This window comes from Streptomyces sp. NPDC003011 (assembly GCF_053591515.1).
In genome coordinates, this window is record NZ_JBSFTY010000046.1 from 1 (window position 1) to 20760 (window position 20760).

General features: G+C 72.9%; 19 protein-coding genes. 6 read left to right on the forward strand and 13 right to left on the reverse strand.

Features of this window, described 5'->3' with window-relative positions; translation table 11 throughout:
* The coding region (locus tag ACWD0J_RS23390; RefSeq protein ID WP_451497753.1) for an SCO2400 family protein at positions 1-665 on the forward strand (665 nt) is incomplete at its 5' end.
* Between the two features lie 115 nt (positions 666-780).
* Here the strand turns inward: ACWD0J_RS23390 and ACWD0J_RS23395 are convergent.
* Positions 781-1239, reverse strand: coding sequence for a MarR family winged helix-turn-helix transcriptional regulator (locus tag ACWD0J_RS23395; protein ID WP_451497754.1), 459 nt, complete (start codon positions 1237-1239; stop codon positions 781-783).
* A 96-nt stretch (positions 1240-1335) separates the two neighbouring features.
* Here ACWD0J_RS23395 and ACWD0J_RS23400 point away from each other — a divergent pair, with 96 nt between their 5' ends.
* Positions 1336-2358: an NADP-dependent oxidoreductase gene (locus ACWD0J_RS23400; protein WP_451497755.1), complete on the forward strand. Its 1023-nt coding sequence runs from the start codon at positions 1336-1338 to the stop codon at positions 2356-2358.
* Positions 2359-2467: 109 nt separating this feature from the next.
* On the opposite strand, the gene ACWD0J_RS23405 is transcribed toward ACWD0J_RS23400, so the two are convergent.
* Positions 2468-3619 (reverse strand): serine hydrolase domain-containing protein, encoded by a 1152-nt coding sequence (locus ACWD0J_RS23405; RefSeq protein ID WP_451497756.1) that lies wholly within the window; start codon positions 3617-3619, stop codon positions 2468-2470.
* Positions 3616-6198: a M14 family zinc carboxypeptidase gene (locus tag ACWD0J_RS23410; RefSeq protein ID WP_451497757.1), complete on the reverse strand. Its 2583-nt coding sequence runs from the start codon at positions 6196-6198 to the stop codon at positions 3616-3618. The genes ACWD0J_RS23405 and ACWD0J_RS23410 overlap by 4 nt, the downstream gene beginning before the upstream one ends.
* Before the next feature lie 232 nt (positions 6199-6430).
* Here ACWD0J_RS23410 and ACWD0J_RS23415 point away from each other — a divergent pair, with 232 nt between their 5' ends.
* Complete coding sequence (locus ACWD0J_RS23415) at positions 6431-7255, forward strand: EI24 domain-containing protein (protein WP_451497758.1); 825 nt, start codon at positions 6431-6433, stop codon at positions 7253-7255.
* Here ACWD0J_RS23415 and ACWD0J_RS23420 read toward each other — a convergent pair.
* The 3 genes from ACWD0J_RS23420 to ACWD0J_RS23430 form a co-directional block, all read right to left on the reverse strand.
* A complete protein-coding gene (locus tag ACWD0J_RS23420; RefSeq protein WP_451497759.1) occupies positions 7209-8450 on the reverse strand; it encodes a pyroglutamyl peptidase in 1242 nt (413 codons plus the stop codon). The genes ACWD0J_RS23415 and ACWD0J_RS23420 overlap by 47 nt on opposite strands.
* 140 nt (positions 8451-8590) lie before the next feature.
* On the reverse strand, positions 8591-8815 hold the full coding sequence (locus ACWD0J_RS23425) for a hypothetical protein (RefSeq protein ID WP_451497760.1): 225 nt from the start codon (positions 8813-8815) through the stop codon (positions 8591-8593).
* Between the two features lie 109 nt (positions 8816-8924).
* A complete protein-coding gene (locus ACWD0J_RS23430; protein WP_451497761.1) occupies positions 8925-9500 on the reverse strand; it encodes a TetR/AcrR family transcriptional regulator in 576 nt (191 codons plus the stop codon).
* A 102-nt stretch (positions 9501-9602) separates the two neighbouring features.
* Here ACWD0J_RS23430 and ACWD0J_RS23435 point away from each other — a divergent pair, with 102 nt between their 5' ends.
* On the forward strand, positions 9603-12047 hold the full coding sequence (locus ACWD0J_RS23435; protein WP_451497762.1) for a glycoside hydrolase family 3 protein: 2445 nt from the start codon (positions 9603-9605) through the stop codon (positions 12045-12047).
* An 89-nt stretch (positions 12048-12136) separates the two neighbouring features.
* On the opposite strand, the gene ACWD0J_RS23440 is transcribed toward ACWD0J_RS23435, so the two are convergent.
* Together ACWD0J_RS23440 and ACWD0J_RS23445 are read right to left on the reverse strand one after the other, a co-directional pair.
* Positions 12137-13108: an aldose epimerase family protein gene (locus ACWD0J_RS23440; RefSeq protein ID WP_451497763.1), complete on the reverse strand. Its 972-nt coding sequence runs from the start codon at positions 13106-13108 to the stop codon at positions 12137-12139.
* A 15-nt stretch (positions 13109-13123) separates the two neighbouring features.
* Positions 13124-14017, reverse strand: coding sequence for an SGNH/GDSL hydrolase family protein (locus ACWD0J_RS23445; protein ID WP_451497764.1), 894 nt, complete (start codon positions 14015-14017; stop codon positions 13124-13126).
* Between the two features lie 320 nt (positions 14018-14337).
* Here ACWD0J_RS23445 and ACWD0J_RS23450 point away from each other — a divergent pair, with 320 nt between their 5' ends.
* Entirely contained in the window at positions 14338-14832 is a 495-nt protein-coding gene (locus ACWD0J_RS23450; RefSeq protein WP_451497765.1) for a DUF3145 domain-containing protein, read from the forward strand.
* An 82-nt stretch (positions 14833-14914) separates the two neighbouring features.
* On the opposite strand, the gene ACWD0J_RS23455 is transcribed toward ACWD0J_RS23450, so the two are convergent.
* The 5 genes from ACWD0J_RS23455 to ACWD0J_RS23475 all read right to left on the reverse strand — a co-directional run bounded on the left by ACWD0J_RS23455 (position 14915) and on the right by ACWD0J_RS23475 (position 19931).
* The gene (locus ACWD0J_RS23455; protein WP_451497766.1) at positions 14915-16195 is read right to left on the reverse strand and encodes a beta-ketoacyl-[acyl-carrier-protein] synthase family protein; all 1281 of its coding nucleotides are present in this window, start codon (positions 16193-16195) and stop codon (positions 14915-14917) included.
* A gap of 102 nt (positions 16196-16297) precedes the next feature.
* On the reverse strand, positions 16298-16552 hold the full coding sequence (locus tag ACWD0J_RS23460; RefSeq protein WP_451497767.1) for an acyl carrier protein: 255 nt from the start codon (positions 16550-16552) through the stop codon (positions 16298-16300).
* A gap of 79 nt (positions 16553-16631) precedes the next feature.
* Complete coding sequence (locus tag ACWD0J_RS23465; RefSeq protein WP_451497768.1) at positions 16632-17663, reverse strand: beta-ketoacyl-ACP synthase 3; 1032 nt, start codon at positions 17661-17663, stop codon at positions 16632-16634.
* Positions 17664-17679: 16 nt separating this feature from the next.
* Positions 17680-18636: an ACP S-malonyltransferase gene (locus ACWD0J_RS23470; RefSeq protein WP_451497769.1), complete on the reverse strand. Its 957-nt coding sequence runs from the start codon at positions 18634-18636 to the stop codon at positions 17680-17682.
* Between the two features lie 89 nt (positions 18637-18725).
* On the reverse strand, positions 18726-19931 hold the full coding sequence (locus ACWD0J_RS23475) for a PucR family transcriptional regulator (protein ID WP_451497770.1): 1206 nt from the start codon (positions 19929-19931) through the stop codon (positions 18726-18728).
* A gap of 71 nt (positions 19932-20002) precedes the next feature.
* Between ACWD0J_RS23475 and ACWD0J_RS23480 the strand changes: the two genes are divergently transcribed.
* Positions 20003-20659, forward strand: a complete 657-nt coding sequence (locus ACWD0J_RS23480) for a pirin family protein (RefSeq protein WP_451497771.1) — start codon at positions 20003-20005, stop codon at positions 20657-20659.
* Positions 20660-20760 lie beyond the last annotated feature (101 nt).

The following is a 20760-nucleotide window of genomic DNA, read 5'->3' on the forward strand; positions in this document are numbered from 1 at the left end:
CGCCGATCGTCTCCGCCTGGGAGTTCCAGACGCTCAGGCCCAGGGTCAGCGGATACCAGGCCGAGGGTGACGCCGGGGAGGGCCCGGACGGCCCTTCGGACCGTGCGGGTCGCCGCGATCGCAAAGCCGCGGCGCACCGGCGCCGCCGCCGCCGGACCCTGCTGATCGCCGCGGGCTTCGTGCTGGCGGCCGGCGGGCTGAGCCTCGCCGAGCTGGGCATGGACGCCCCGGGCTCCGCCCCGCAGCCGGCGTCGGCCGGGGGAGCGTCGGCCGAGGGCGGGGCCTCCTCGGAGGCGGGCGAGGCGGCGGAGCCGCTGAAGGGCCCGGGCACCGGAACGGGAGGGTCGGACCCGTCCTCCCCGGACGCCTCCGCGTCCCCCTCGGCCTCCGAGTCCACGAAAGATGACAAAAAAGACAAGGACGACAAGGACGGCAAGGGAGACAAGGACGGTGAGGGCGGCGACGAGTCCGCCGCGGGCACCCCGTCGGCGACGAACGGCACCGCTCCGGACACCTCCCCCTCCACCCCCGACGGGTCGGCCCCCGCTCAGGCCCCGACCCCCACCGCCGACCCGACCACGGCGGACCCGGACCCGGATCCCGAGCCGGACCCCGAGCCGGAGCCGACACAGACCTGCGACCGCTTCCTGTGGTGGTGCTCGTAATCCGTTCGCTTCCGCTCGTAATCCGTTCGCTTCCGTGAATCAGGAAACGCGCGGCGAGGCGGTCCGGGCCACCCGCTGACCGGTCGGCCGGTGGTGCGGACCGCCCGGTGACCCGTCAGCCGAGGGTGTCCAGAGTCTCGGTGCCGAGCATCCGCCGCAGCAGATCCCGCAGGGCCTCGCGCTCCCGCGGGGACAGCTCGGCGAGCGGCTCCCGCGCGAACCGCAGGCCCTCCCGCAGCTCGCGGGCGACCCGGCGCCCCTCCTCCGTGGCCGCCGCCAGCTTCACCCGCCGGTCCGCCGGAGCCGCCCGCCGCTCCACCAGCCCCCGGGACTCCAGCCGGTCCACTATCCCGGTCACGTTCGACGGCTCGCACTTGAGCCGCTGGGCCAGTTTCCGCATGGGCAGCGGCTCCAGCGACAGCAGGCTGAGCAGCCGCGCCTGCGCCCCGGTCAGCGCGTGCCCGGCCGCGGCCTCCTCGTAGTCCTCGTGGAAACGGGCCACGACGTCACCGATGAGCTCGACGACCTCCATGGTCAGCGCATCAGGACGACGGGTCTTCTCGGGTGTGGCCATGGCATCCAGGGTACCCGTTTACTTGACAGTCTGAAATATTCAGGAGCATGGTTGTTTCAGGTACTGAAGCATTAGCGACGAAAGGCCCCCACCCTCATGTCCGACACCCCCACGCTCCCCTCCGTCAGCCGCGAATGGCGTCTGCTCAGCCGCCCCGTCGGCTGGCCGAAGCCCGAGGACTTCGAGCTGGCCGAGGCGGAGATCCGGCAGCCCGGCCCCGGGCAGGTCCTGGTGCGCAACGAGTACCTCTCGGTCGACCCCTACATGCGCGGCCGGATGAGCGCCGCCAAGTCGTACGTGGCCCCCTTCGAACTGGGCAAGGCCATGCAGGGCGGCGCGGTCGGCGAGGTCGTCGCCTCGAACGCCGAGGGTGTCTTGGCCGGTGACCGCGTGCTGCACTTCGGCGGCTGGCGCGAGTACGCGACCTTCGACGCCCAGCAGGCCGTCAAGGTCGACCCCGAGGCCGCCCCGCTCTCCACGTACCTCGGTGTCCTCGGCATGACCGGCCTCACCGCGTACGCCGGTCTCCTGCGCACCGCCTCCTTCAAGGAGGGCGACGCGGTGTTCGTCTCCGGCGCGGCGGGCGCGGTCGGCGGCCAGGTCGGCCAGATCGCCCGCCTGAAGGGCGCCTCCCGGGTGATCGGCTCGGCCGGCTCGGACGAGAAGGTCAAGCTCCTGGTCGAGGAGTACGGCTTCGACGCGGCCTTCAACTACAAGAGCGGCCCGGTCGCCGAGCAGCTGCGCGAGGCCGCCCCGGACGGGATCGACGTCTACTTCGACAACGTCGGCGGCGACCACCTGGAGGCCGCCATCGGCTCCCTCAACCGGGACGGCCGGATCGCCGTCTGCGGAATGATCTCGGTGTACAACAACACCGAGCCCGCCCCCGGCCCGAAGAACCTGGCCCGCCTCATCCAGACCCGCGGCCGCATCGAGGGCTTCCTGGTCGGCGACCACTACGACCTCCAGCCGCAGTTCGTCCAGGAGGTCGGTCCCTGGGTCGCCTCGGGCGAGCTGAAGTACCGCGAGACGGTCGTCGAGGGCATCGAGAACAACCTGGAGGCGTTCCTCGGCGTCCTGCGCGGCGACAACACCGGGAAGATGATCGTCAAGCTCTGAACCGGCCGGGCGGGTCCGGCAGGCGTGCCGCCGGCCGGCCGCGTTCGTCGCCCACGGCGGAGGCCGCACCCCTGGACGCGGGGTGCGGCCTTTGCCCGTCCGGCCGGCCTCAGCCGGCCAGTGCCGCCGTGTGCGCGGCCCGCACCAGCCGCTCGTTCTCCGGCGCCGCCCCGCCCGGGAAGGCCATCCGCCGGCGTGTGTACCCGTAGGCCAGCCCGCTGCGCGGATCCGCGAACCCCTGCGAGCCGCCCCCGCCGCTGTGCCCGAACGCCCCGGCGCCCAGGAACGGGTACCAGGTGTCCGCCGTCGCCTGGAACCCGAGGCCGTACGACTTGTGCGCCCGGGCCACCAGGTCGTACCCGGCGGAGTGGATCTGCCCGACCTCGGCGACGGTGTCCGGCTTCAGCAGCGGCCCGCGCCCGTCCACCTCGCTGATCGCCGCCGCGTACATCCCGGCGAGCCCGCGCGCGGCGGCGACCCCGCCCGCCGACGCCGGGCCCTTGGCCCGTACCGCACGGGAGTTGGGGTACCCCTCCGGGCTGCCGGGCTCGTCCACCTGCGTGTTGAACGCGATCGAGGCCAGCGTGTGCGGTCCCTTCGCCACGGAGTCGAGCGCGACCTGCTGCGCCGCCGCCGGAACCATCGGCTGCGCCGGGCGGTAGCGGGGCTCCAGCGCCTCGGGCAGCCCGAGGAAGAAGTCCAGCGCGTGCGGGGCGCGGATCCGTTCCTCGTACACCTCCTGGAGCGGGCGGCCGGTGGCACGGCGCACCACCTCACCGGTGAGCGCGCCGATGACCAGGGCGTGGTAGCCGAAGGCGGTGCCGGGCCGCCAGAACGGCCGCTGGTCCGCGAGGCGTTCGGCCATGGCCCGGTCGTCGGCCAGCTCCTGCTCCGAGAACCCGGAGTCGAGCCCGACCACCCCCGCCCGGTGCGCCAGCAGGTCACGCAGCGTCAGCCCGGCCTTGCCCTCCGCCCCGAACTCCGGCCAGTAGTAGGTGACCTTGCGGTCCAGTTCGAGCGTGCCCTCCTGCACGAGCAGCGCGGTCACCAGGTGGGCCGCCCCCTTGGTCGACGAGAACACGCCGTAGAGGGAGCCGGCGTCGACGCCGTCCCCGGCCCACAGGTCGACGACCTTGCGCCCGTGCACATACGCGCACACCTGCCCCTCGTAGTCCGGCCGTTCCCCCGCGACGAACGCGGCGAACTCCTCGCGTACCGCCTCGAAACCGTCCGCGACGGTGCCGTGGATCTCCTGCGTCATCCGCTCTCCTCACCTGTACCGCCACGCGCCTGTGCCACGGTGAACACAGCGCGTGCGACCTGCGCGAACTCCCCCTTCGGATGGTCCCGGAAGAGGGGTTCGGTGCCGAACAGGACGGCCCCGGGGCCGCTGACCACCGAGGCCTGTCCGGCCGCGTCCCCGGGACCGCCGGAGCCGTCCTCCCGGGCCCGCCAGTGCCCGGAGACGAGCGGGTTCCCCCGCGCGTACGACTGCTCCACCCGGACCTGCGGCCCGGGGTCGGTGAACCAGACGGGCGCGTACACGAACCCGTGGCCGGGTGCCCCGGCCGTCACCGGACCGGAATTCACCACCCGCACCACGCCGTTGGCGTCCTCGTTGCCCTCGACGGGCCGGACGGCGAGGGGCCCGGCGGCGGCGTTCAGGGCCGCTCCGGTGGCACCGCGTCCGACGAGACCGTGGCCGACGAGGAAGGCGTCGAGGGCCGAGCGGGCGGCCGGGTTCAGGGCGCCGTGGCTGAGCCCCGCCGACACGAACAGCACGTCCGCCGCCGACCAGTCGAAGCCCGCGTTCAGTACGGCCGTCGACACCGGCGTGACCTCGAAGCCCATCTCCCGCAGTGCGAACAGCTCACCGGGTGTGACGGCGGCGGCCACGCGCAGGCGCCGCAGCTCGGTGACGCCGGTCAGCTTCGTCGCGTCGAAGGCGACGTCGTACCTGCGGGCCAGTGCCGCCGCCTGCGCCCGGGCCGACGCCGGCACGACCGCGCTGCCGTCGGCGGCCTGACGTACCGGAACACCCTGCTGGAGGAGGGAGTTGAGGGCCGCGATCTCCCGCGGGTCGTCCAGCCGCAGCCGCAGGTCGCCGCGCGGGGCGACGTGAGCCACGTCCGCCGCCGCGCCGACCGGCCGCAGCGGCGCGCCCGTCAGACTGCCGGACGTCACCGGCTGCACGGTGGCGCCCCACAGCCGGCCCAGGCTCCAGCCCGAGATGTCGTACATCACCGAGACCTTGCCGCTGATGTCCCGCCCGTCGGCGAGCAGCACGTTCGCGAGTCCCCGCTTGGGCTGACGCATGTCGACGACGTACGAGCCCTTGGCGTACGTCCGTCCGCCGAGCCGGAGGTCGCGGGCGGCGCGGGTGACCCGGACGTCGTGGGCGACGAGGTGGTCGACCAGCCGGGCGGCGGCGGTGGCGGACCGCTGGGCGCCCGCGCCGGCCGGGATCACGTACGCGCGCGGGAAGGCGGCCGTGTAGACGTCCTCCGGCCCGATGCCCGGCACCCCGGGGACGGTCTCCTCGGACACCGGCACCTGCGCCGCGCCCGCCGCCCCGCGCCGGAAGACGTCGATCTGGTCGGCGACCAGTGACGTGCGGTGCGTGCGGACGAAGTCCAGGGTCGCGCGCAGGGCCGCGCCCGCCACGTCCACGTTGATCGCGGACCGGCGGCGCAGTTCGGCCTCCGGGAGGCCGGTGTAGGCCGCGTTGTTCACCGTGAGCGGGATCTCCACGGTGTGCGCGGCGACCGCGCCGTGGAAGGCCGCGTACTGCGGGGTGAAGATGGGCGGCCAGTCGTCCCAGCCCTCCTCCTGGTCCCGGAACGGGATCTGGGCGGGCTCGACGCCGTCCTTCGCGGGCGTGTACCCGAGAGCGTTGACGGCGGACTCCATGCCGAGCGCGTTGGCGTAGGTGTTCTTCAGGAACAGGTCGTACTCGTAGTTCTCGCCGTGCGGGGGAGTGGTGGGCTCGATGAGCGTGCCGTTGACGTAGCCGTGCAGGTCGAGCATGACGGCCGGCTGCTTGTCGATCTGGATCCGCCGCATCGCCCGCACCTCGGGCTGCGAGGCGGTGACGAAGTCCCGGTTCATGTCGAAGCCGTTGGCGTTGGCGCGGGTGCCGGCGATCCGGCCGTCCGGGTTGGCGGTGATGTTGAAGTAGAGGCGGCTGTGCGCGAGGAGGTCCTTCGTCTTCGCGTCGTTCGCGGTGGCGAGTCGCTCGATGAGCTTCAGGGAGGCGTCGGTGCCCTCCCACTCGTTGCCGTGGATGTTGTTGTTGACGAAGACGGGAGCCTTGTAACCCGCCGCGATCTCCCGGCTCTTGGCCGCCGTCGCGGGCGCGTTCCCGATGAGCTCGCGCATCCGCTCCTGGGCGCGGGCCTCGCGGGCGGTCTCCGGGGCGGTCACGGTGACGAGGTAGAGCCGGTGCCCGCCGGCCGAACGGCCCGCGACCTCGACGCTCACCCGGTCGCCGAGCTCCTGGAGCGCGTTCAGCTTCGGGGCGATGGCGTGGTACGGGGTGAGACCGAGCCTGACCGACGTGTCGGCGGGGTTCTCCGGGTCGGGGGTGAGGACCTGTTCGCGCGGATAACCCCGTTCCGGGGCCGTCGGGTCCGCGGCGGCGGGTGGGGCCGGGGCGGCCAGCGCCCGCTCGGCGGCGCTCGCGGGTGCCTGGGCGGCGCGCCGGTCGAGGGCGTCCTCCCGGGTGACGGGCCGGGGGTCGGCGCCGGCCGGGTGGGGGGTGAGCAGGAGCGAGCCCGCCGTGGTGACGGCGAGGGTGGCGATCAGAACGGGTCTCGCAGGAACGGTTCTCTTGGTGCGCACGCGTACCTCCTCCGGGCTTCCTGAGATCGGTACGGCGAGGTGTACCTGTTCGACTCAACCGCAACAAGAGGGAGTTCGCGGCGTGGGTGCCCCGGATGGCGCACCGGCGGGCGGGCGGACGGGGGCGGAACACGGTACGGACCGGGAATGCCGGGCGCACCGCCACCGGCCTCACCGGCCGGCTCCCGGACACCCCGGGGGACCTGCCGCCCGGCCCCGATAGAGTTTCCCCATGCGCGATCTCGGGGCGGGATTCAGGTATCTCCTGGCAGGCCAACGCTGGGTGGCCCGGCACGGCAGGCAGTACGGCTTCGGTCTGCTGCCGGGCCTGATCACCCTCGTCCTCTACGCGGCGGTGCTGGTCGCGCTGGCCCTGTGGGGCGAGGACTCCGTCGCCTGGGCGACCCCGTTCGCCGACGACTGGTCGAGCCCCTGGGCCGGCCTCTTGCGCGGGTTCCTCACCGTGCTGCTGTTCGCCCTCGCGCTGCTGCTGTCCGTCATCACCTTCACCGCGGTCACCCTCCTGATCGGGCAGCCCTTCTACGAGAACCTCTCCGAGAAGGTCGACCGGGACGTCTCCCCCGACGGCACCGCCCCCGAGTCGGGCCTGCCGCTCTGGCGCGAGCTGTGGATCTCGGCCCGCGACAGCCTGCGGATCCTGGTGCGCGCCGTCCTGTGGGGCATCCTGCTCTTCGCGCTCGGGTTCGTCCCGGTCGCCGGGCAGACGGTCGTGCCGGTGGTCGGCTTCTTCGTCACCGGCTTCTTCCTCACCGAGGAGCTCACCGGCGTCGCCCTCCAGCGCCGCCGCGTCGAACTCCGTGACCGCCTCGCCCTCCTGCGCTCCCGCAAAACCCTGATCTGGGGCTTCGGCACCCCGCTCGCGGTGTCCTTCCTGGTGCCGTTCGTCGCGGTGTTCCTGATGCCGGGCGCGGTGGCGGGCGCCACGCTCATGGCACGTGAACTGATGGGCGAGGAGAGCACCGGCGGTCACCAGGGCGGCGACGAGGACGTCACCCTTCCGCCGCCACCGCCAGAATGGCCCGAACCTGCGCGATGATGTCCAGCCGGTTGCGCACGAACCCCGGATCGGTCACCGCCCCGGTCGCCGGATCGGTGTTCCCGGCCCCGAACTCCAGCACCGGCGTGTGCACATGCCCGCCCGGCAGCGAGTCGTGCAGCCCGAGCCGGTCCCGCAACAGGGTGGCCCGGTAGGCGATCTCGTTGGAGAGGTAGTCCCCGCCGCCGCCCTGCCGGGCCGTCGACCCCGGCGTCGGCCCGTCCGGCCGGACGACCGGCGCGGTGCCGCCCGCCGGGATCTCGGTCACCTGCGTGTTGTCGTACACGGGGAACCGCCCGGTGCCGGCGGCCACGATCTTCGCGTACGGCAGGGTCGTCGTCGTCCACTGCGGCTGCGAGGCCGGGTCGGTGACCGGGACGGTCCCGGTCACGCCGACGTTGACGTTGTCCCCGAAACCGCCCCGCCAGGCCCCGTTGGTCCGCTCCACGTCGAAGCGGCCCACGCGCCCCTGGCTCACGGTGGTGAAGAGGTCCACCTTCTTCAGATACGGCCGCAGCGTCCGCTCGACCGTGCGGTCCGTGAAGTCCTGCCAGCGCACCGGGAAGACGACGGTCTCGATCCGCGCCGGCCCGTCCGCGGTCTCGATCACCGTGCCGTCGAGCGCGAGCGCGGTCGCCCCCGAGGGGTTGGAGATCCGGACGTCCCGGTCCAGCGTGAACGGGTCGAACCCGGTGACCAGGATCCGCTTGAGCTTCACACCCCCCGCGTAGCGGACGGTGGTCTGCCCGCGCGAGGTCCGTTCCAACGCGTCGATCAGCGACGCCCGTCGAGCCTCGGACAGGCCGAACTCCGGCTCCCAGGTGCGTAGGTCCCGGGTCATCGCCAGCCGCGCCCAGTACAGCGGCCGGTCGTCGTCCCGGCTCAGGTCCCCGCCGGCCGGCCCGCGCCCCTGCGCCCGCTCCACGGCCCGCCGCCACAGCGCCGACCCCTCCCGCACGACGGCCCGGCGGGCCTCGGGGTAGGAGCCGGCCGAGCCGAGCGTCCGCGCGAACTCCGCCGCCGGGGCGTCGAACCCGGAGCGCCGGAGTATCTCCTGCGGCACGGCCCGGTCCAGCCGCCTCTCCTCGACGGTGGGAGAGAGCGCGGTCCCGGCCGCCGCGGTGGTCGTGGGGGCCGCCAGCCCCGCCAGCAGGGTCAGCCCGAGGATTCCGATCCGAACACGTGGAGAAGCCACAGCAGTTCAGCCCTTCTGTCGCCGTGGGAAGCGGTGCTGCCGAACGGCCGCAGTATCCCGTGACGGAAGTGGTCCACGCCATACGGTGTGACGCCCGCGACAGCCGGGCCGCCCCCTTCCGCGGCGCCCCCACGAACGCCTCACCGGCAGGCGTCAGGGACCGCCCCCGTACCGTCGCCGCGTACACCGCCGGGCCGGGGCGCCCTCGCCGCCACCGGCGGCAGGACCACGTCCGGGCGCACCGCCCCGGCGGCGAGCGCCGGCACCAGGGCCACGCCGAGGTCCGCGGAGCCGTGGCCCTGCTCGGCTGTCCACTCGCCCACGGCGTGCGCGATCCGCGGCCGGGAGCCCGCCCGCACGGCCACGTCCGGCAGCGTGCCCTCGGGGTGCGCGCCGCCGGAGACCCGGCCGGCGTCGGCGAACCGGGCCGAGCCGCACGGGCCCGGCCGCGCAGTGTGGTGCGGTGTGGTGCGCTCAGGCCTCGCCCAGCAGCGCCAGGAAGTCCCGGAACGCGCCCGGCATGTCGACCGACTCCGGGTCCAGCAGCCACTGGTACTGCAGGCCGTCCATCACCGCGACCAGCACGGGAGCGGCACGCTCCGGGGTGAGGCCGTTCGGCAGGCGGTCGCCGTACTCCGTGCGCAGCACCGCCGCCATCGACGCGCGCACCCGCGCGTAGCGTTCGGTGAAGTACTCCCGCGCCGGATGACCCTCCGTCACGCTCTCGCCGAGCAGCGCGGAGAAGGTCTGCACGATCCCGGGGCGCATCGCGTTGTACTCGACGAGCGAGGCCAGCAGGTCGACCCGCCAGGTCCCCGCGGGGACCGCGTCCCACTTGTCCCGTTCCTGGAGGACGGCGACCAGCAGCGCGTCCTTGGTCGGGAAGTGGTGCAGCAGTCCCTGCTGGGTCAGCCCGACCCGTTCCGCGACGGCGGCCAGGCTCGCGGCGCGGTAGCCGCGCTCGGCGATGACCTCCAGGGCCGCCCGGACGATCTCGGCCCGCCGCTCCTGGCTCCTGATCCTGCCGCTCATGGCGTCACCGTACGTCATTCCGGGCAGTCGACCATCACGGCCAGGTAACGAAACCTACCGCTCTACAGGGAACCGTTGCAGGATGGGAGGCACCGCACGGACTCAACGAGGAGGCACCCCATGGCGGGAACCGAGGAAACCAGCGCGGCCGACGCACAGCGCGAGGCCGCCGTCGAGGCCGCCCTGCGCACGCTCGACCTGGACGCCAGGACGAGGCTGCTGGCCGGCCAGGACACCTGGTCCCTGCCCGCCCTGCCGGAGATCGGCCTGGAGTCCCTCGTCATGTCCGACGGCCCGATCGGCGTCCGGGGTGTGCGCTGGACCGCCGACGACCCCTCGATCGCGCTGCCCTCGCCGACCGCGCTGGCCGCCACCTGGGACCCCGCACTCGCCCGCAGGGCAGGCGTACTGCTCGCCCAGGAGGCCCGCCGCAAGGGCGTCCACGTGCTGCTCGCCCCCACGGTCAACCTGCACCGCTCCCCGCTCGGCGGCCGGCACTTCGAGGCGTACAGCGAGGACCCGTACCTGACCGGACGGATCGGCGCGGCCTATGTGACCGGCGTCCAGTCCGGCGGCGTCGGCACCACCGTCAAGCACTTCGTCGCCAACGACGCCGAGACCGACCGCTTCACGGTGAACAACCTGCTCTCCGAACGCGCCCTGCGCGAGCTCTACCTCGCCCCCTTCGAGGCCATCGTCGAGAACGCCCGTCCCTGGGGCATCATGACCGCCTACAACTCGGTCAACGGCACCACGATGACCGAGCACCACCACCTGGTGAACGAGATCCTGCGCGGCGAGTGGGGCTTCGACGGCTGCAACGTCTCCGACTGGACCGCCGCCCGCTCCACCACCGGCGCCATCGAGGGCGGCCTCGACATCGCCATGCCCGGCCCGCGGACCGTGTACGGCGAGGCCCTCGCCCGAGCCGTCCGCGACGGCGAGGTCGCCGAGGCCACGGTCGACGCGGCCGTCCGCAACGTCCTGCGGCTCGCCGCCCGCGTCGGTGTCCTGGCCGGCGCCGAGCCGGTGGTGACCGACCTGCCTGCCCCGGTCGACGGCGAGGCGCTGGCCCGCGAACTCGCCCGCCGCTCCTTCGTCCTCGTCCGCAACGAGGGCGACGCCCTGCCCCTGAGGCCGCACGCCACGGTCGCCCTCACCGGAGCCGCCGCCCGCGACGCCCGGGTCCTCGGCGGCGGCTCCGCCACCGTCTTCCCCGCCCGGACCGTCTCCCCGCTCGACGGCCTCACCGCCGCCCTCCCCGACGGCGCCCTCGGCTACACCGTCGGCGCCGACCCGAACACCGAACTCTCCGTCGCCGACCAGGGCTTCGAGCTGCGCGCCGTCTGCCGGGACGCCGGCGGGACCGTCCTCGGGACCCGCTCCGTGCCGGGCGGCCAGATCCAGTGGATGGGCGACGACCTGCCCGAGGGCGTCACCCACGCCGCCCTGCACACCGTCGAACTCACCGGCACCTTCACCCCGCGCGAGTCCGGCGCCCACACCTTCGGCATCAAGGGACTAGGCGGCTTCACCCTGCGCGTCGACGGCACGACGTACTACGACGACGTCCAGCGCCCCGTCAAGGACGACCCCTTCCAGGCGTTCTTCGGCGCCCCCGTGCCCCACGCCCAGGTCGAACTGAGCGCGGGCGAACCGGTGGAGGTGTCCCTGACGTACGTCGTCCCCGTCGCCGAGGGCCACCCCATGAAGGTCATCGGCTTCTCCCTCGCCCACCAGGACCCGCAGCGCGACCCCGACGACCTGATCGCCGAGGCGGTCGCCGCCGCCCGCGCCGCCGACACGGCCGTCGTCGTGGTCGCCACCACCGAACGCGTGGAGTCGGAAGGCTTCGACCGCACCGGCCTGACCCTCCCGGGCCGTCAGGACGACCTGGTCCGCGCGGTCGCCGCCGCCAACCCGAACACCGTCGTGGTCGTCAACTCCGGCTCACCGGTGGAACTCCCCTGGCGCGACGAGGTCGCCGCGGTCCTGCTCACCTGGTTCCCCGGCCAGGAGGGCGGCGCGGCCCTCGCCGACGTCCTCACCGGCGCCCACGAGCCCGGCGGCCGACTGCCCACCACCTGGGGCGCCCTGGCCGACGCCCCGGTCACCCAGGTCGTCCCCGGGAACGGCGAACTGCCCTACTCCGAAGGCGTCTTCATCGGCCACCACGCCTGGGAACGGCACGGCCGCACCCCCGCCTACCCCTTCGGCCACGGCCTCGGCTACACCGACTGGACCTACGAGTCCGCCGAGGCGCGCGGGACGACCGTCACCGTCCGCGTCCGCAACTCCGGTACCCGCACCGGCCGCGAGGTCGTCCAGGTCTACCTGGCCCCCGCCGAGCCCGACGCCGAACGCCCCGCCCGCCGGCTGGCCGGCTTCGCGGGAGTGACGGCCGCCCCCGGCGAAACCGTGGAGGCCACCGTCGAACTCCCGCGCCGGGCCTTCGAGATCTGGGACGAGACGACGGGATCCTGGTCGTTCGTGAAGGGTTCGTACGAGATCCAGGCGGGACGCTCGATCACGGACCGCCGGCTCACCGCGATGATTACCGTCTGATCCGGGACACGTGTCCCCATGGGCAGCCCCGGCCCGGGACCTGACCCCCGGGCCGGGGCTCGTGGCGTGAGAGGCCGCCCCTGACCGCGTCAGCGGGCCGAGAAGCCGTACACCGTCTGCGACCGGAACACCTCACCCGGCCGCAGCACGGTGCCCGGGAACTCCGGCCGGTTCGGGGAGTCGGGGAAGTGCTGTGTCTCCAGCGCGATGCCGTCACCGGGCGCGAAGGGCCCGTCCAGGTGGTCCGCCGTGTACAGCTGGAGCCCGGGCTCGGTGGTCGCCACGGTCAGCACGCGGCCGGAGGCGGGGTCGTACAGCTCGGCCACCTCCACGGGGGTCTCCGTCACCCCCTTGTCGAGGACGAGGTTGTGGTCGTACCCGGAGCCCGCCTTGCGTGCCTGACGGAAGTCGAAGCGGGTGCCCGCCACCTCCTCCTGGACTCCGGTCGGGATCAGGTCCGCGTCGACCGGGGTGTACCGGGAGGCGGCGATCCGCAGCTCGTGCCCGCCCGCGTTGCCGGACCCGCCCAGGTTGAAGTAGCTGTGGTTGGTCAGGTTCACCACGGTCGGCGCGTCCGTGACCGCCTCGTACGCGATCCGCAGCGCCCCGGACTCCTCCAGCGTGTACGTCGCCGTGACCTCCAGCCGCCCCGGGAAGCCCTCCTCGCCGTCAGCGGCGACCCGGCTCAGCCGCACCCCGTGCTCCACCGGCTCCCCGTCCCACACCCGCTTGTCGAAGCCCGCCTCGCCGCCGTGCAGCGAGTTCGGCGGGTTGTTGCGGGCGAGCGTGTACGTCCGGCCGTCCAGGGTGAAACGGCCGCCCGCGATCCGGTTCGCGTACCGCCCGATCAGCGCGCCGAGGTACGGCTGCGGGTGCGCCAGATAGCCGTCCAGGCCGGCGAACCCCAGCACCACGTTCCCCGCGCGCCCGTCCCGGTCCGGGACCTCCGCCGTCTGCACGATCCCGCCGTACGACAGGATCCGCACGCGGACCCCCGCCCGCTCCAGGGTCCAGCGGTGGACCGGGGTACCGTCGGAAAGTGTGGCGAAGAGTTCGTTCATGTGCGGAACCTTAGGTCACGCCTTCTTGCCCGTGACCGCGCGATAGGCGATCTCAGCCAGCCGCGCCTGCCCGTTCACGCTCGGGTGGAACCAGTCCCACCGGCTCAACTGGTCGGTGCCGAAGCGGTACGCGTACACCGCGCCCCCGTCGAAACGGCAGTGGCGGTCCTTGGCGCACACCTCCTCCAGCACCCGGTTGTAGTCCGCCACCCGCTCGTCCACGGTGTTGCGCCGCTCGGTCGCCGCCGCGTCCAGCGCGTCCGCGTCGCCCAGCATCGAGGGGCACAGGCCCAGCTTCCACACCTGCTTGCCCACCGGGTTCGTCCGGCCCTCGGACCACAGCCGCTTCAGGTTCGGCACGCTCGCCACGTACACCTGCGCCGTGGGGGCCGCCTTGCGCAGCGCGCTCATCGCGTCCCGGAAGCCGGCGCGGAAGTCGGCCACCGAGGTCATCGCCGCGGTGCTGGCCCGGCAGGCGTCGTTCGCCCCCACCATCACCGCCACCAGCCCCGGCTTGCGGCCGGCGGCCCGGACCATCTGACCCGGCAGGTCCGCCATCCGCGCCCCGGTCACGGAGTAGTTCCAGCTCCGCTCGGCCGCCTTCGCCCGGCCCAGCAGCCGGACCGCGAGACTGTCGACCTCGGCGCTGCTGCCGGTCGCCCAGGACACCTCCGGACAGTCCGTCAGCACCGCGCACGCGTCGAAGCCGCGGGTGATGGAGTCGCCCACCGCCGCGACCGAGGCCGGGCTGCTGTCCCAGGCCGGTGACGGGGACGGCTTCGCCTTCCGGGCGCCGGTGCCGGTCGGCCCCGGCGCGTCGCCGCCGACGGCGTCACAGCCGGTGACGGCCAGGACGGCCGCCGCCAGGACGGCGAGAACGGCACGCGAGCGGTGGCTTGGCTTCCGCATCCGGTGGGGATCCCCTCGGTCGTCGGTGAGGTGTCGTCGTGTGCTGCGTCGTCGGGTGAGGTGTCGTCGGGTGATGGCATGAAAGGCGAAAAGGCCGTCCGTCCATAACAACGCGCGGGAGTTCCCGGCCGGCCGCCACACAACGGTTCGCACCCGTACTAGCGTCCTGCCGGGTGAATGGCGGGCGTTTCGGAGCACCGGGACCGACGGTACGTCACACTCCTTGCGCCGCCGCACGGTAGCCTCGCCATCAACGTGGCTGCCCTGCCACCGCCGCCATGCCAGCCTGCAAGACTGTCCCGCTCTGCCCGGAGGTCCCGGTGACGACACGTGGAGTTCTGTACGTGCACTCCGCGCCGCGCGCGCTGTGCCCGCACGTCGAGTGGGCCGTCGCCGGGGTGCTGGGCACACGCGTCAACCTCGACTGGATCCGGCAGCCCGCCGCGCCCGGAACCTGGCGCTCGGAGTTCTCCTGGCAGGGCGAGGCCGGCACGGCGTCCAAGCTGGCGTCGGCCCTCAGAGGCTGGCACCTCCTGCGCTTCGAGGTCACCGCCGAGCCCTGCGCCACCGCCGAGGGCGAGCGCTACAGCTGCACTCCCGACCTCGGCATCTACCACGCCGTCACCGGCATCCACGGCGACATCCTGATCCCGGAGGACCGGCTGCGGGCGGCTCTGGTCCGCTCCCAGCGCGGCGAGACCGACCTGGAAGCCGAACTGGCCAAGCTCCTGGGCAAGCCCTGGGACGACGAGTTGGAGCCGTTCAGATACGCGGGCGAGGGCGCTCCGGTCCGCTGGCTGCACCAGGTGGTGTGAGGCTTTCAGAGGCGCGCACCGCGAACGTACGGTGGCCCGAACCCCACCCGGGGTTCGGGCCACACGCCGTTGACGGCACGCATCACACGGTACGGAACGCCAGGACCACGTTGTGCCCGCCGAACCCGAACGAGTCGTTCAGGGCGGCGATCCGGCCCTCGACGGGAAGCTTGCGAGCCTCACCGCGGACGATGTCCGCGTTGGCCTCGGCCTCGGGGTCGAGGTTCTCGACGTTGATGGTCGGCGGGGCGACCCGGTGGTACAGCGCGAGGACCGTCGCGACGGTCTCGACACCGCCCGCGCCGCCCAGCAGGTGACCGGTCATCGACTTCGTCGCCGAGACCGCCATGTGGTCCGCGTCGTCGCCGAAGACCTTGCGCAGCGCCTTCAGCTCGGCCACGTCACCGGCCGGCGTCGACGTCGCGTGCGCGTTGACGTGCACGATCTCCGCCGGGTCCAGATCGGTGCGGTCCAGCAGGTTCTGCAGGGCGTGCGAGATGCCCCGCCCCTCCGGCTCCGGCTGCACGATGTCGTGGCTGTCGGCGGAGATGCCCTGCCCGACCGCCTCGGCGTACACCCGCGCCCCGCGCTTGGCGGCGTGCTCGGCGGACTCCAGGACGATCACGCCGGCGCCCTCGCCGAGGACGAAGCCGTCGCGGGCGGTGTCGTAGGGACGCGAGGCGCCCTCGGGGTCGTCGTTGTTCTTGGACATCGCCATCATGTTGCCGAACGCGGCGATGGGCAGCGGGTGGATCGCCGCCTCCGTACCGCCGGCGACGACGATGTCGGCGCGGCCCGTACGGATCATCTCGATGGCGTAGCCGATGGCCTCGGCGCCCGACGCGCACGCGGAGACCGGCGTGTGCACGCCCGCACGGGCGCCCACGAGCAGGCCCACGTTGGCGGAGGGGCTGTTCGGCATCAGCATGGGGACGGTGTGCGGGGAGACGCGGCGGACGCCCTTCTCCTTCAGCACGTCGTACTGGTCGAGCAGGGTCGTCACGCCACCGATGCCGGAGGCGATGACGGTGCCGAGCCGGTCGGCGTCGACGGACCCCTCGGACCCGTCCTCACCGGCCTTGCCGGTGAAACCGGCGTCGGCCCACGCCTCCTGGGCGGCGATCAGCGCGAACTGCGCCGAACGGTCCAGGCGGCGGGCCTGCGGGCGTGGGATGACCTCGGTCGGCTCCACGGCGATCTGCGCGGCGATGCGGACCGCCTGCTCGGCGGCCCACTCCTGCTGGAGGACCTTGACACCGGACTTGCCGGCGACCAGACCCTCCCAGGTGGAGGCCGCGTCGCCACCCAGCGGTGTGGTTGCGCCGATACCGGTGACGACCACGGTGCGATTGGTCGGGCTCACGGGAATTCTTTCTCCAACGGATTCGAGGAGGACTACCCCCGCCCAGGCGGGGAGAACGGCGCCACCGCCGGGTGGCGGGGCCAGGCTCCGGGACCTGGAGGATCAGCCCTGGTGGTTGAGGATGTAGTCGGTCGCGTCGCCGACGGTCTTGAGGTTCTTGACGTCCTCGTCGGGGATCTTGACGTCGAAGCGCTCCTCGGCGGCGACGACGACCTCGACCATGGACAGCGAGTCGACGTCCAGGTCGTCGGTGAAGGACTTGTCCAGCTGGACGTCCTCGACCGGGATGCCGGCGATCTCGTTGACGATGTCGGCGAGACCGGCGACGATCTCTTCCTTAGTGGCGGTGGCGGCCATGTCGGGCGCTCCTTCTTAGATATCCAGAGGGTGTGTGGCGTTGGCTTCCGCACCGGACCGATGATCCGGCACGGAGTGCCTAGGGGAGGGTAACGACAGTGGCGGCGTAGACGAGACCCGCCCCGAATCCGATGACGAGCGCGGTGTCGCCGCTCTTCGCCTCGCCGGTCGCCAGAAGCCGCTCCATAGCGAGCGGAATCGAGGCGGCCGAGGTGTTGCCGGTGGTGCGTACGTCACGGGCGACCGTGACGGACTTCGGCAGTTTGAGAGTCTTCACCATCGAGTCGATGATGCGCTCGTTGGCCTGGTGCGGAATGAAGACGTCCAGGTCGCTGGAGCTGATCCCGGCCGCGTCCAGTGCCTGCTGGGCGACCTTCGCCATCTCGAACACGGCCCAGCGGAAGACCGCCTGGCCCTCCTGCGTGATCGCGGGGAACTTGACGTTGCCCTCGCTGTCGAGCGGGAGCCTGGTGACGTCGCCGACGTGGAATTCGTTCCACGGCACCGTCTGCTTGATCGTCTCGGACTTGTCGCCTTCCGAACCCCACACGGTCGGACCGATGTGCGGCTCCTGCGAGGGGCCCACGACGACCGCGCCCGCGCCGTCACCGAACAGGAAGGCCGTGGCCCGGTCCTCCAGGTCGGTCAGGTCGGACAGCCGCTCGACGCCGATGACGAGCACGTACTCCGCCGAACCCTCGACGATCATGCCCTTGGCGAGCGTGAGGCCGTAACCGAAGCCGGCACAGCCCGCCGAGATGTCGAAGGCGGCGGCCTTGTCCGTGCCGAGCTTGTCGGCGATCTCGGTGGCGACGGCCGGGGTCTGCTTGAAGTGCGAGACGGTCGAGACGATCACGCAGCCGATCTGCTCGGCGGAGATCCCGGCGTCGGCGATCGCCTTGCCGGACGCCTCGATCGACATCGCGGCGACGGTCTCCTCGTCGTTGGCCCAGTGCCGCGTCTCGATGCCGGAGCGCGAGCGGATCCACTCGTCGGACGAGTCGATCTTCTCGAGGATCACCTCGTTCGGCACGACCCGGGTGGGGCGGTAGCCGCCCACACCGAGGATGCGCGCGTACGGGGCGCCCCTGCTGGGCTTGATCTTCGACATGCTCTCGGGCTCCTTCTCAGGCACCCGCCGCGTCAGCGGCGGGTGTGGTCATCTCGGCGATGAGCTCGCGAGCCGCGTCGAGGTCGTCGGGGGTCTTCAGAGCCAGGGTCTTCACACCCGGCAGCGCGCGCTTGGCGAGACCGGTCAGCGTGCCGCCCGGGCACACCTCGATCAGGGCGGTGACGCCGAGTTCCTTGAAGGTCTCCATGCACAGGTCCCAGCGGACCGGGTTGGCGACCTGGCCGACCAGCCGCGTGAGGATCTCGGCGCCGGTGGCGACGGTCCGCCCGTCCCTGTTGGAGACGTAGGGGAGCGTGGGGTCGGCGGGGGTGAGATCCTCGGCGGCCTTCGCCAGCGCGTCGACCGCGGAGGCCATGTGATGGGTGTGGAAGGCGCCGGCCACCTTCAGCGGGACGACCTTGCGGACGCCCTCGGGCTTGTCCTCGCTCAGCGCGGCGAGCTGCTCCAGCGTGCCCGCGGCCACGATCTGGCCGGCGCCGTTGACGTTCGCCGGGGTCAGGCCCAGCTTCTCCAGGTGCGCGACGCTCACCTCGGGGTCGCCGCCGAGCAGCGCCGACATGCCGGTCGCGGTGACGGCGGCCGCCTCGGCCATGGCCACGCCACGGGCGCGGACGAGCCGGACGGTCTCCTCGTCGGAGAGCACCCCGGCGAGTCCGGCGGCGGTCAGCTCGCCGACGCTGTGCCCGGCGATGGCGCCGACCTTGCCGGGCAGCTGTGCCGGGTCGTCGAAGAGCGCGTACGCCGAGGCCAGTCCGGCCGCCACCAGCAGCGGCTGCGCCACCGCGGTGTCGCGGATCTCGTCCGCGTCGCCCTCGGTGCCGTAACGGATCAGGTCCAGCCGCACGGCGTCGGACCACGCCTCGATGGCGCCGCGGACGCCGGGGAGTTCGAGCCAGGGAGACAGGAAGCCGGGCGTCTGGGCGCCTTGGCCGGGAGCGACGAGTACGAGCACTCTCACACTCTCTCTTGTGGACGGCCACGACCGCCCGTGGGGACAGGGACGAAGAACAGGAGGGGGTTTTGTGGACCCCCGACAAAAACCTAGGTCTGGAGATCGCCGTCGGCCAGACGCCCCAGGATGAGCGCTATGCGCAACGTGAACGCCGAACGCACGTCCGACGGCGACCAGCCGGTGACGTCAGTCACACGTCGGAGCCGGTAGCGCACGGTGTTCGGGTGGACGAAGAGCATCCGGGCGGCGCCTTCGAGACTGCTCGCCTGTTCGAGATAGACGGACAGGGTCTCCAGGAGCGCCGACCCGGCTTCCTCCAGCGGTCTGTAGATCTCCTCCACCAACTGCTCGCGTGCGCCGGGGTCACCGGCCATCGCGCGCTCCGGGAGCAGATCGTCCGCCAGCACCGGCCGCGGGGCGTCCTGCCAGGCGGAACACGCCTTCAGCCCGGCGGCGGCGGCCTGCGCGGACCGGGTCGCGGCCAGCAGGTCGGGCACGACGGGCCCCGCGACGACCGGCCCCGCCGCATACGGCCCGATCAGCGACTTGGCCACGGCGAGGGGGTTGTCGCTGCCGCCCGCGATGACGACCAGCCGGGTGCCGAGCACCCCGGTGAGGACCTGGAGCTTGGCGTGCCGGGCGGCCCGCCGGATGGCCTCGACGGTCAGCTCGCTGTCACCGTCGGGCGCCTTGCCCAACACCACGCACACATGCTCGGGGGAGTTCCAGCCGAGGGCGGCGGCCCGGGAGACGGCCCCCTCGTCGGCCTCGCCGCTCAGCACCGCGTTCACCACGAGCGACTCCAGCCGCGCGTCCCAGGCGCCGCGTGCCTCGGCGGCCTGGGCGTACACCTGGGCGGTGGCGAAGGCGATCTCGCGGGCGTACACCAGCAGGGCCTCGCGCAGCACGTTCTCGTCCCCGGGGGCCGCGACCTCGTCGATCGCGGACTCCATGACCTCGATCGTGGTGCGCACCATCTCGACGGTCTGCCGCAGGGTGATGGCCCTGGTCAGCTCGCGCGGCGCGGTCCCGAAGACGTCCGTGGAGATGGCCTGGGGCGCGTCCGGGCGCCGGAACCACTCGGTGAAGGCGGCGATACCGGCCTGGGCCACCAGCCCGATCCAGGAACGGTTCTCCGGCGGCATGGCCCGGTACCACGGCAGCGTCTCGTCCATGCGCGCGATGGCCTGCGCGGCGAGACTCCCGGACGACTTCTCCAGCCGCTTCAGGGTCGCGGTGTGCGAGTGGACGTCGGGCGCTGCGGCCTCGCGCGGGTGGGTGTGGGGTTCGGGCACGGGGACAAGACTGCCTCATCCGGACGGAAGTGTGCGCCGCCGGGTACCGGGTCAGGTCTACGGTGGTGACCGTGATGGACGTACGGCGGGCCGCGGAGCGCTTCCCCGGGGGAGACCCCGCGGTCGGCATCGAGTCGTGGCACGCCTTCTCCTTCGGCCCGCACTACGACCCCGGCAACCTCCGCTTCGGGGCGCTGATCGCCTGCAACGAGGAGCGGCTCGCCCCCGGCGCCGGCTTCGACGAGCACCCGCACAGCCACACCGAGATCGTCACGTGGGTGGCCGAGGGCGAGCTGACCCACCGCGACTCGGTGGGCCACGAGACGGTCGTACGCCCCGGCGACGTCCAGCGCCTGAGCTCCGCGGCGGGCGTCCGGCACGTCGAACGCAACGACGGCCCGGCCCCCCTGACCTTCGTCCAGATGTGGCTGGCGCCCCTGCGCCCCGGCGGCGACCCCTCCTACGAGATCGTCCCCGGCATCTCCGACGCCACCCCGTACGCCGTCCCGGCGGCGGGCGCGATGCTGCACGTACGCCGCCTCACGACGGGGGAGCGCACGGCGGTGCCGGACGCGGCGTACGCGTACGTCCATGTCGTACGCGGCGACGTGTCCCTCGACGGCGAGGAGTTGACCCCGGGCGACGCGGCACGCATCACGGACGCGAAGGATCTGGAGGCGGTGGGGCTGACGGCAGCGGAGCTGCTGATCTGGGAGCTGCCCGGCTGACCGGCGTGGGGCCCCGCCCCCAGCCGCCGTACCTGTGCCCAAGGCCGGGGGGTTTCAGGGGGCGGAGCCCCCTGGGGACGGGACGGGACGGGAGACGGGAA

Bases quoted from the DNA above. Each gene is read 5' to 3' on its own strand.
- ACWD0J_RS23445 (WP_451497764.1), bottom strand. From the start codon at position 14,017: ATGCGGAAGCCAAGCCACCGCTCGCGTGCCGTTCTCGCCGTCCTGGCG.
- ACWD0J_RS23430 (WP_451497761.1), bottom strand. From the start codon at position 9,500: ATGACGTACGGTGACGCCATGAGCGGCAGGATCAGGAGCCAGGAGCGG.
- ACWD0J_RS23460 (WP_451497767.1), bottom strand. From the start codon at position 16,552: ATGGCCGCCACCGCCACTAAGGAAGAGATCGTCGCCGGTCTCGCCGAC.
- ACWD0J_RS23400 (WP_451497755.1), top strand. From the start codon at position 1,336: ATGTCCGACACCCCCACGCTCCCCTCCGTCAGCCGCGAATGGCGTCTG.
- ACWD0J_RS23435 (WP_451497762.1), top strand. From the start codon at position 9,603: ATGGCGGGAACCGAGGAAACCAGCGCGGCCGACGCACAGCGCGAGGCC.
- ACWD0J_RS23405 (WP_451497756.1), bottom strand. From the start codon at position 3,619: ATGACGCAGGAGATCCACGGCACCGTCGCGGACGGTTTCGAGGCGGTA.
- ACWD0J_RS23465 (WP_451497768.1), bottom strand. From the start codon at position 17,663: ATGTCGAAGATCAAGCCCAGCAGGGGCGCCCCGTACGCGCGCATCCTC.
- ACWD0J_RS23440 (WP_451497763.1), bottom strand. From the start codon at position 13,108: ATGAACGAACTCTTCGCCACACTTTCCGACGGTACCCCGGTCCACCGC.
- ACWD0J_RS23415 (WP_451497758.1), top strand. From the start codon at position 6,431: ATGCGCGATCTCGGGGCGGGATTCAGGTATCTCCTGGCAGGCCAACGC.
- ACWD0J_RS23395 (WP_451497754.1), bottom strand. From the start codon at position 1,239: ATGGCCACACCCGAGAAGACCCGTCGTCCTGATGCGCTGACCATGGAG.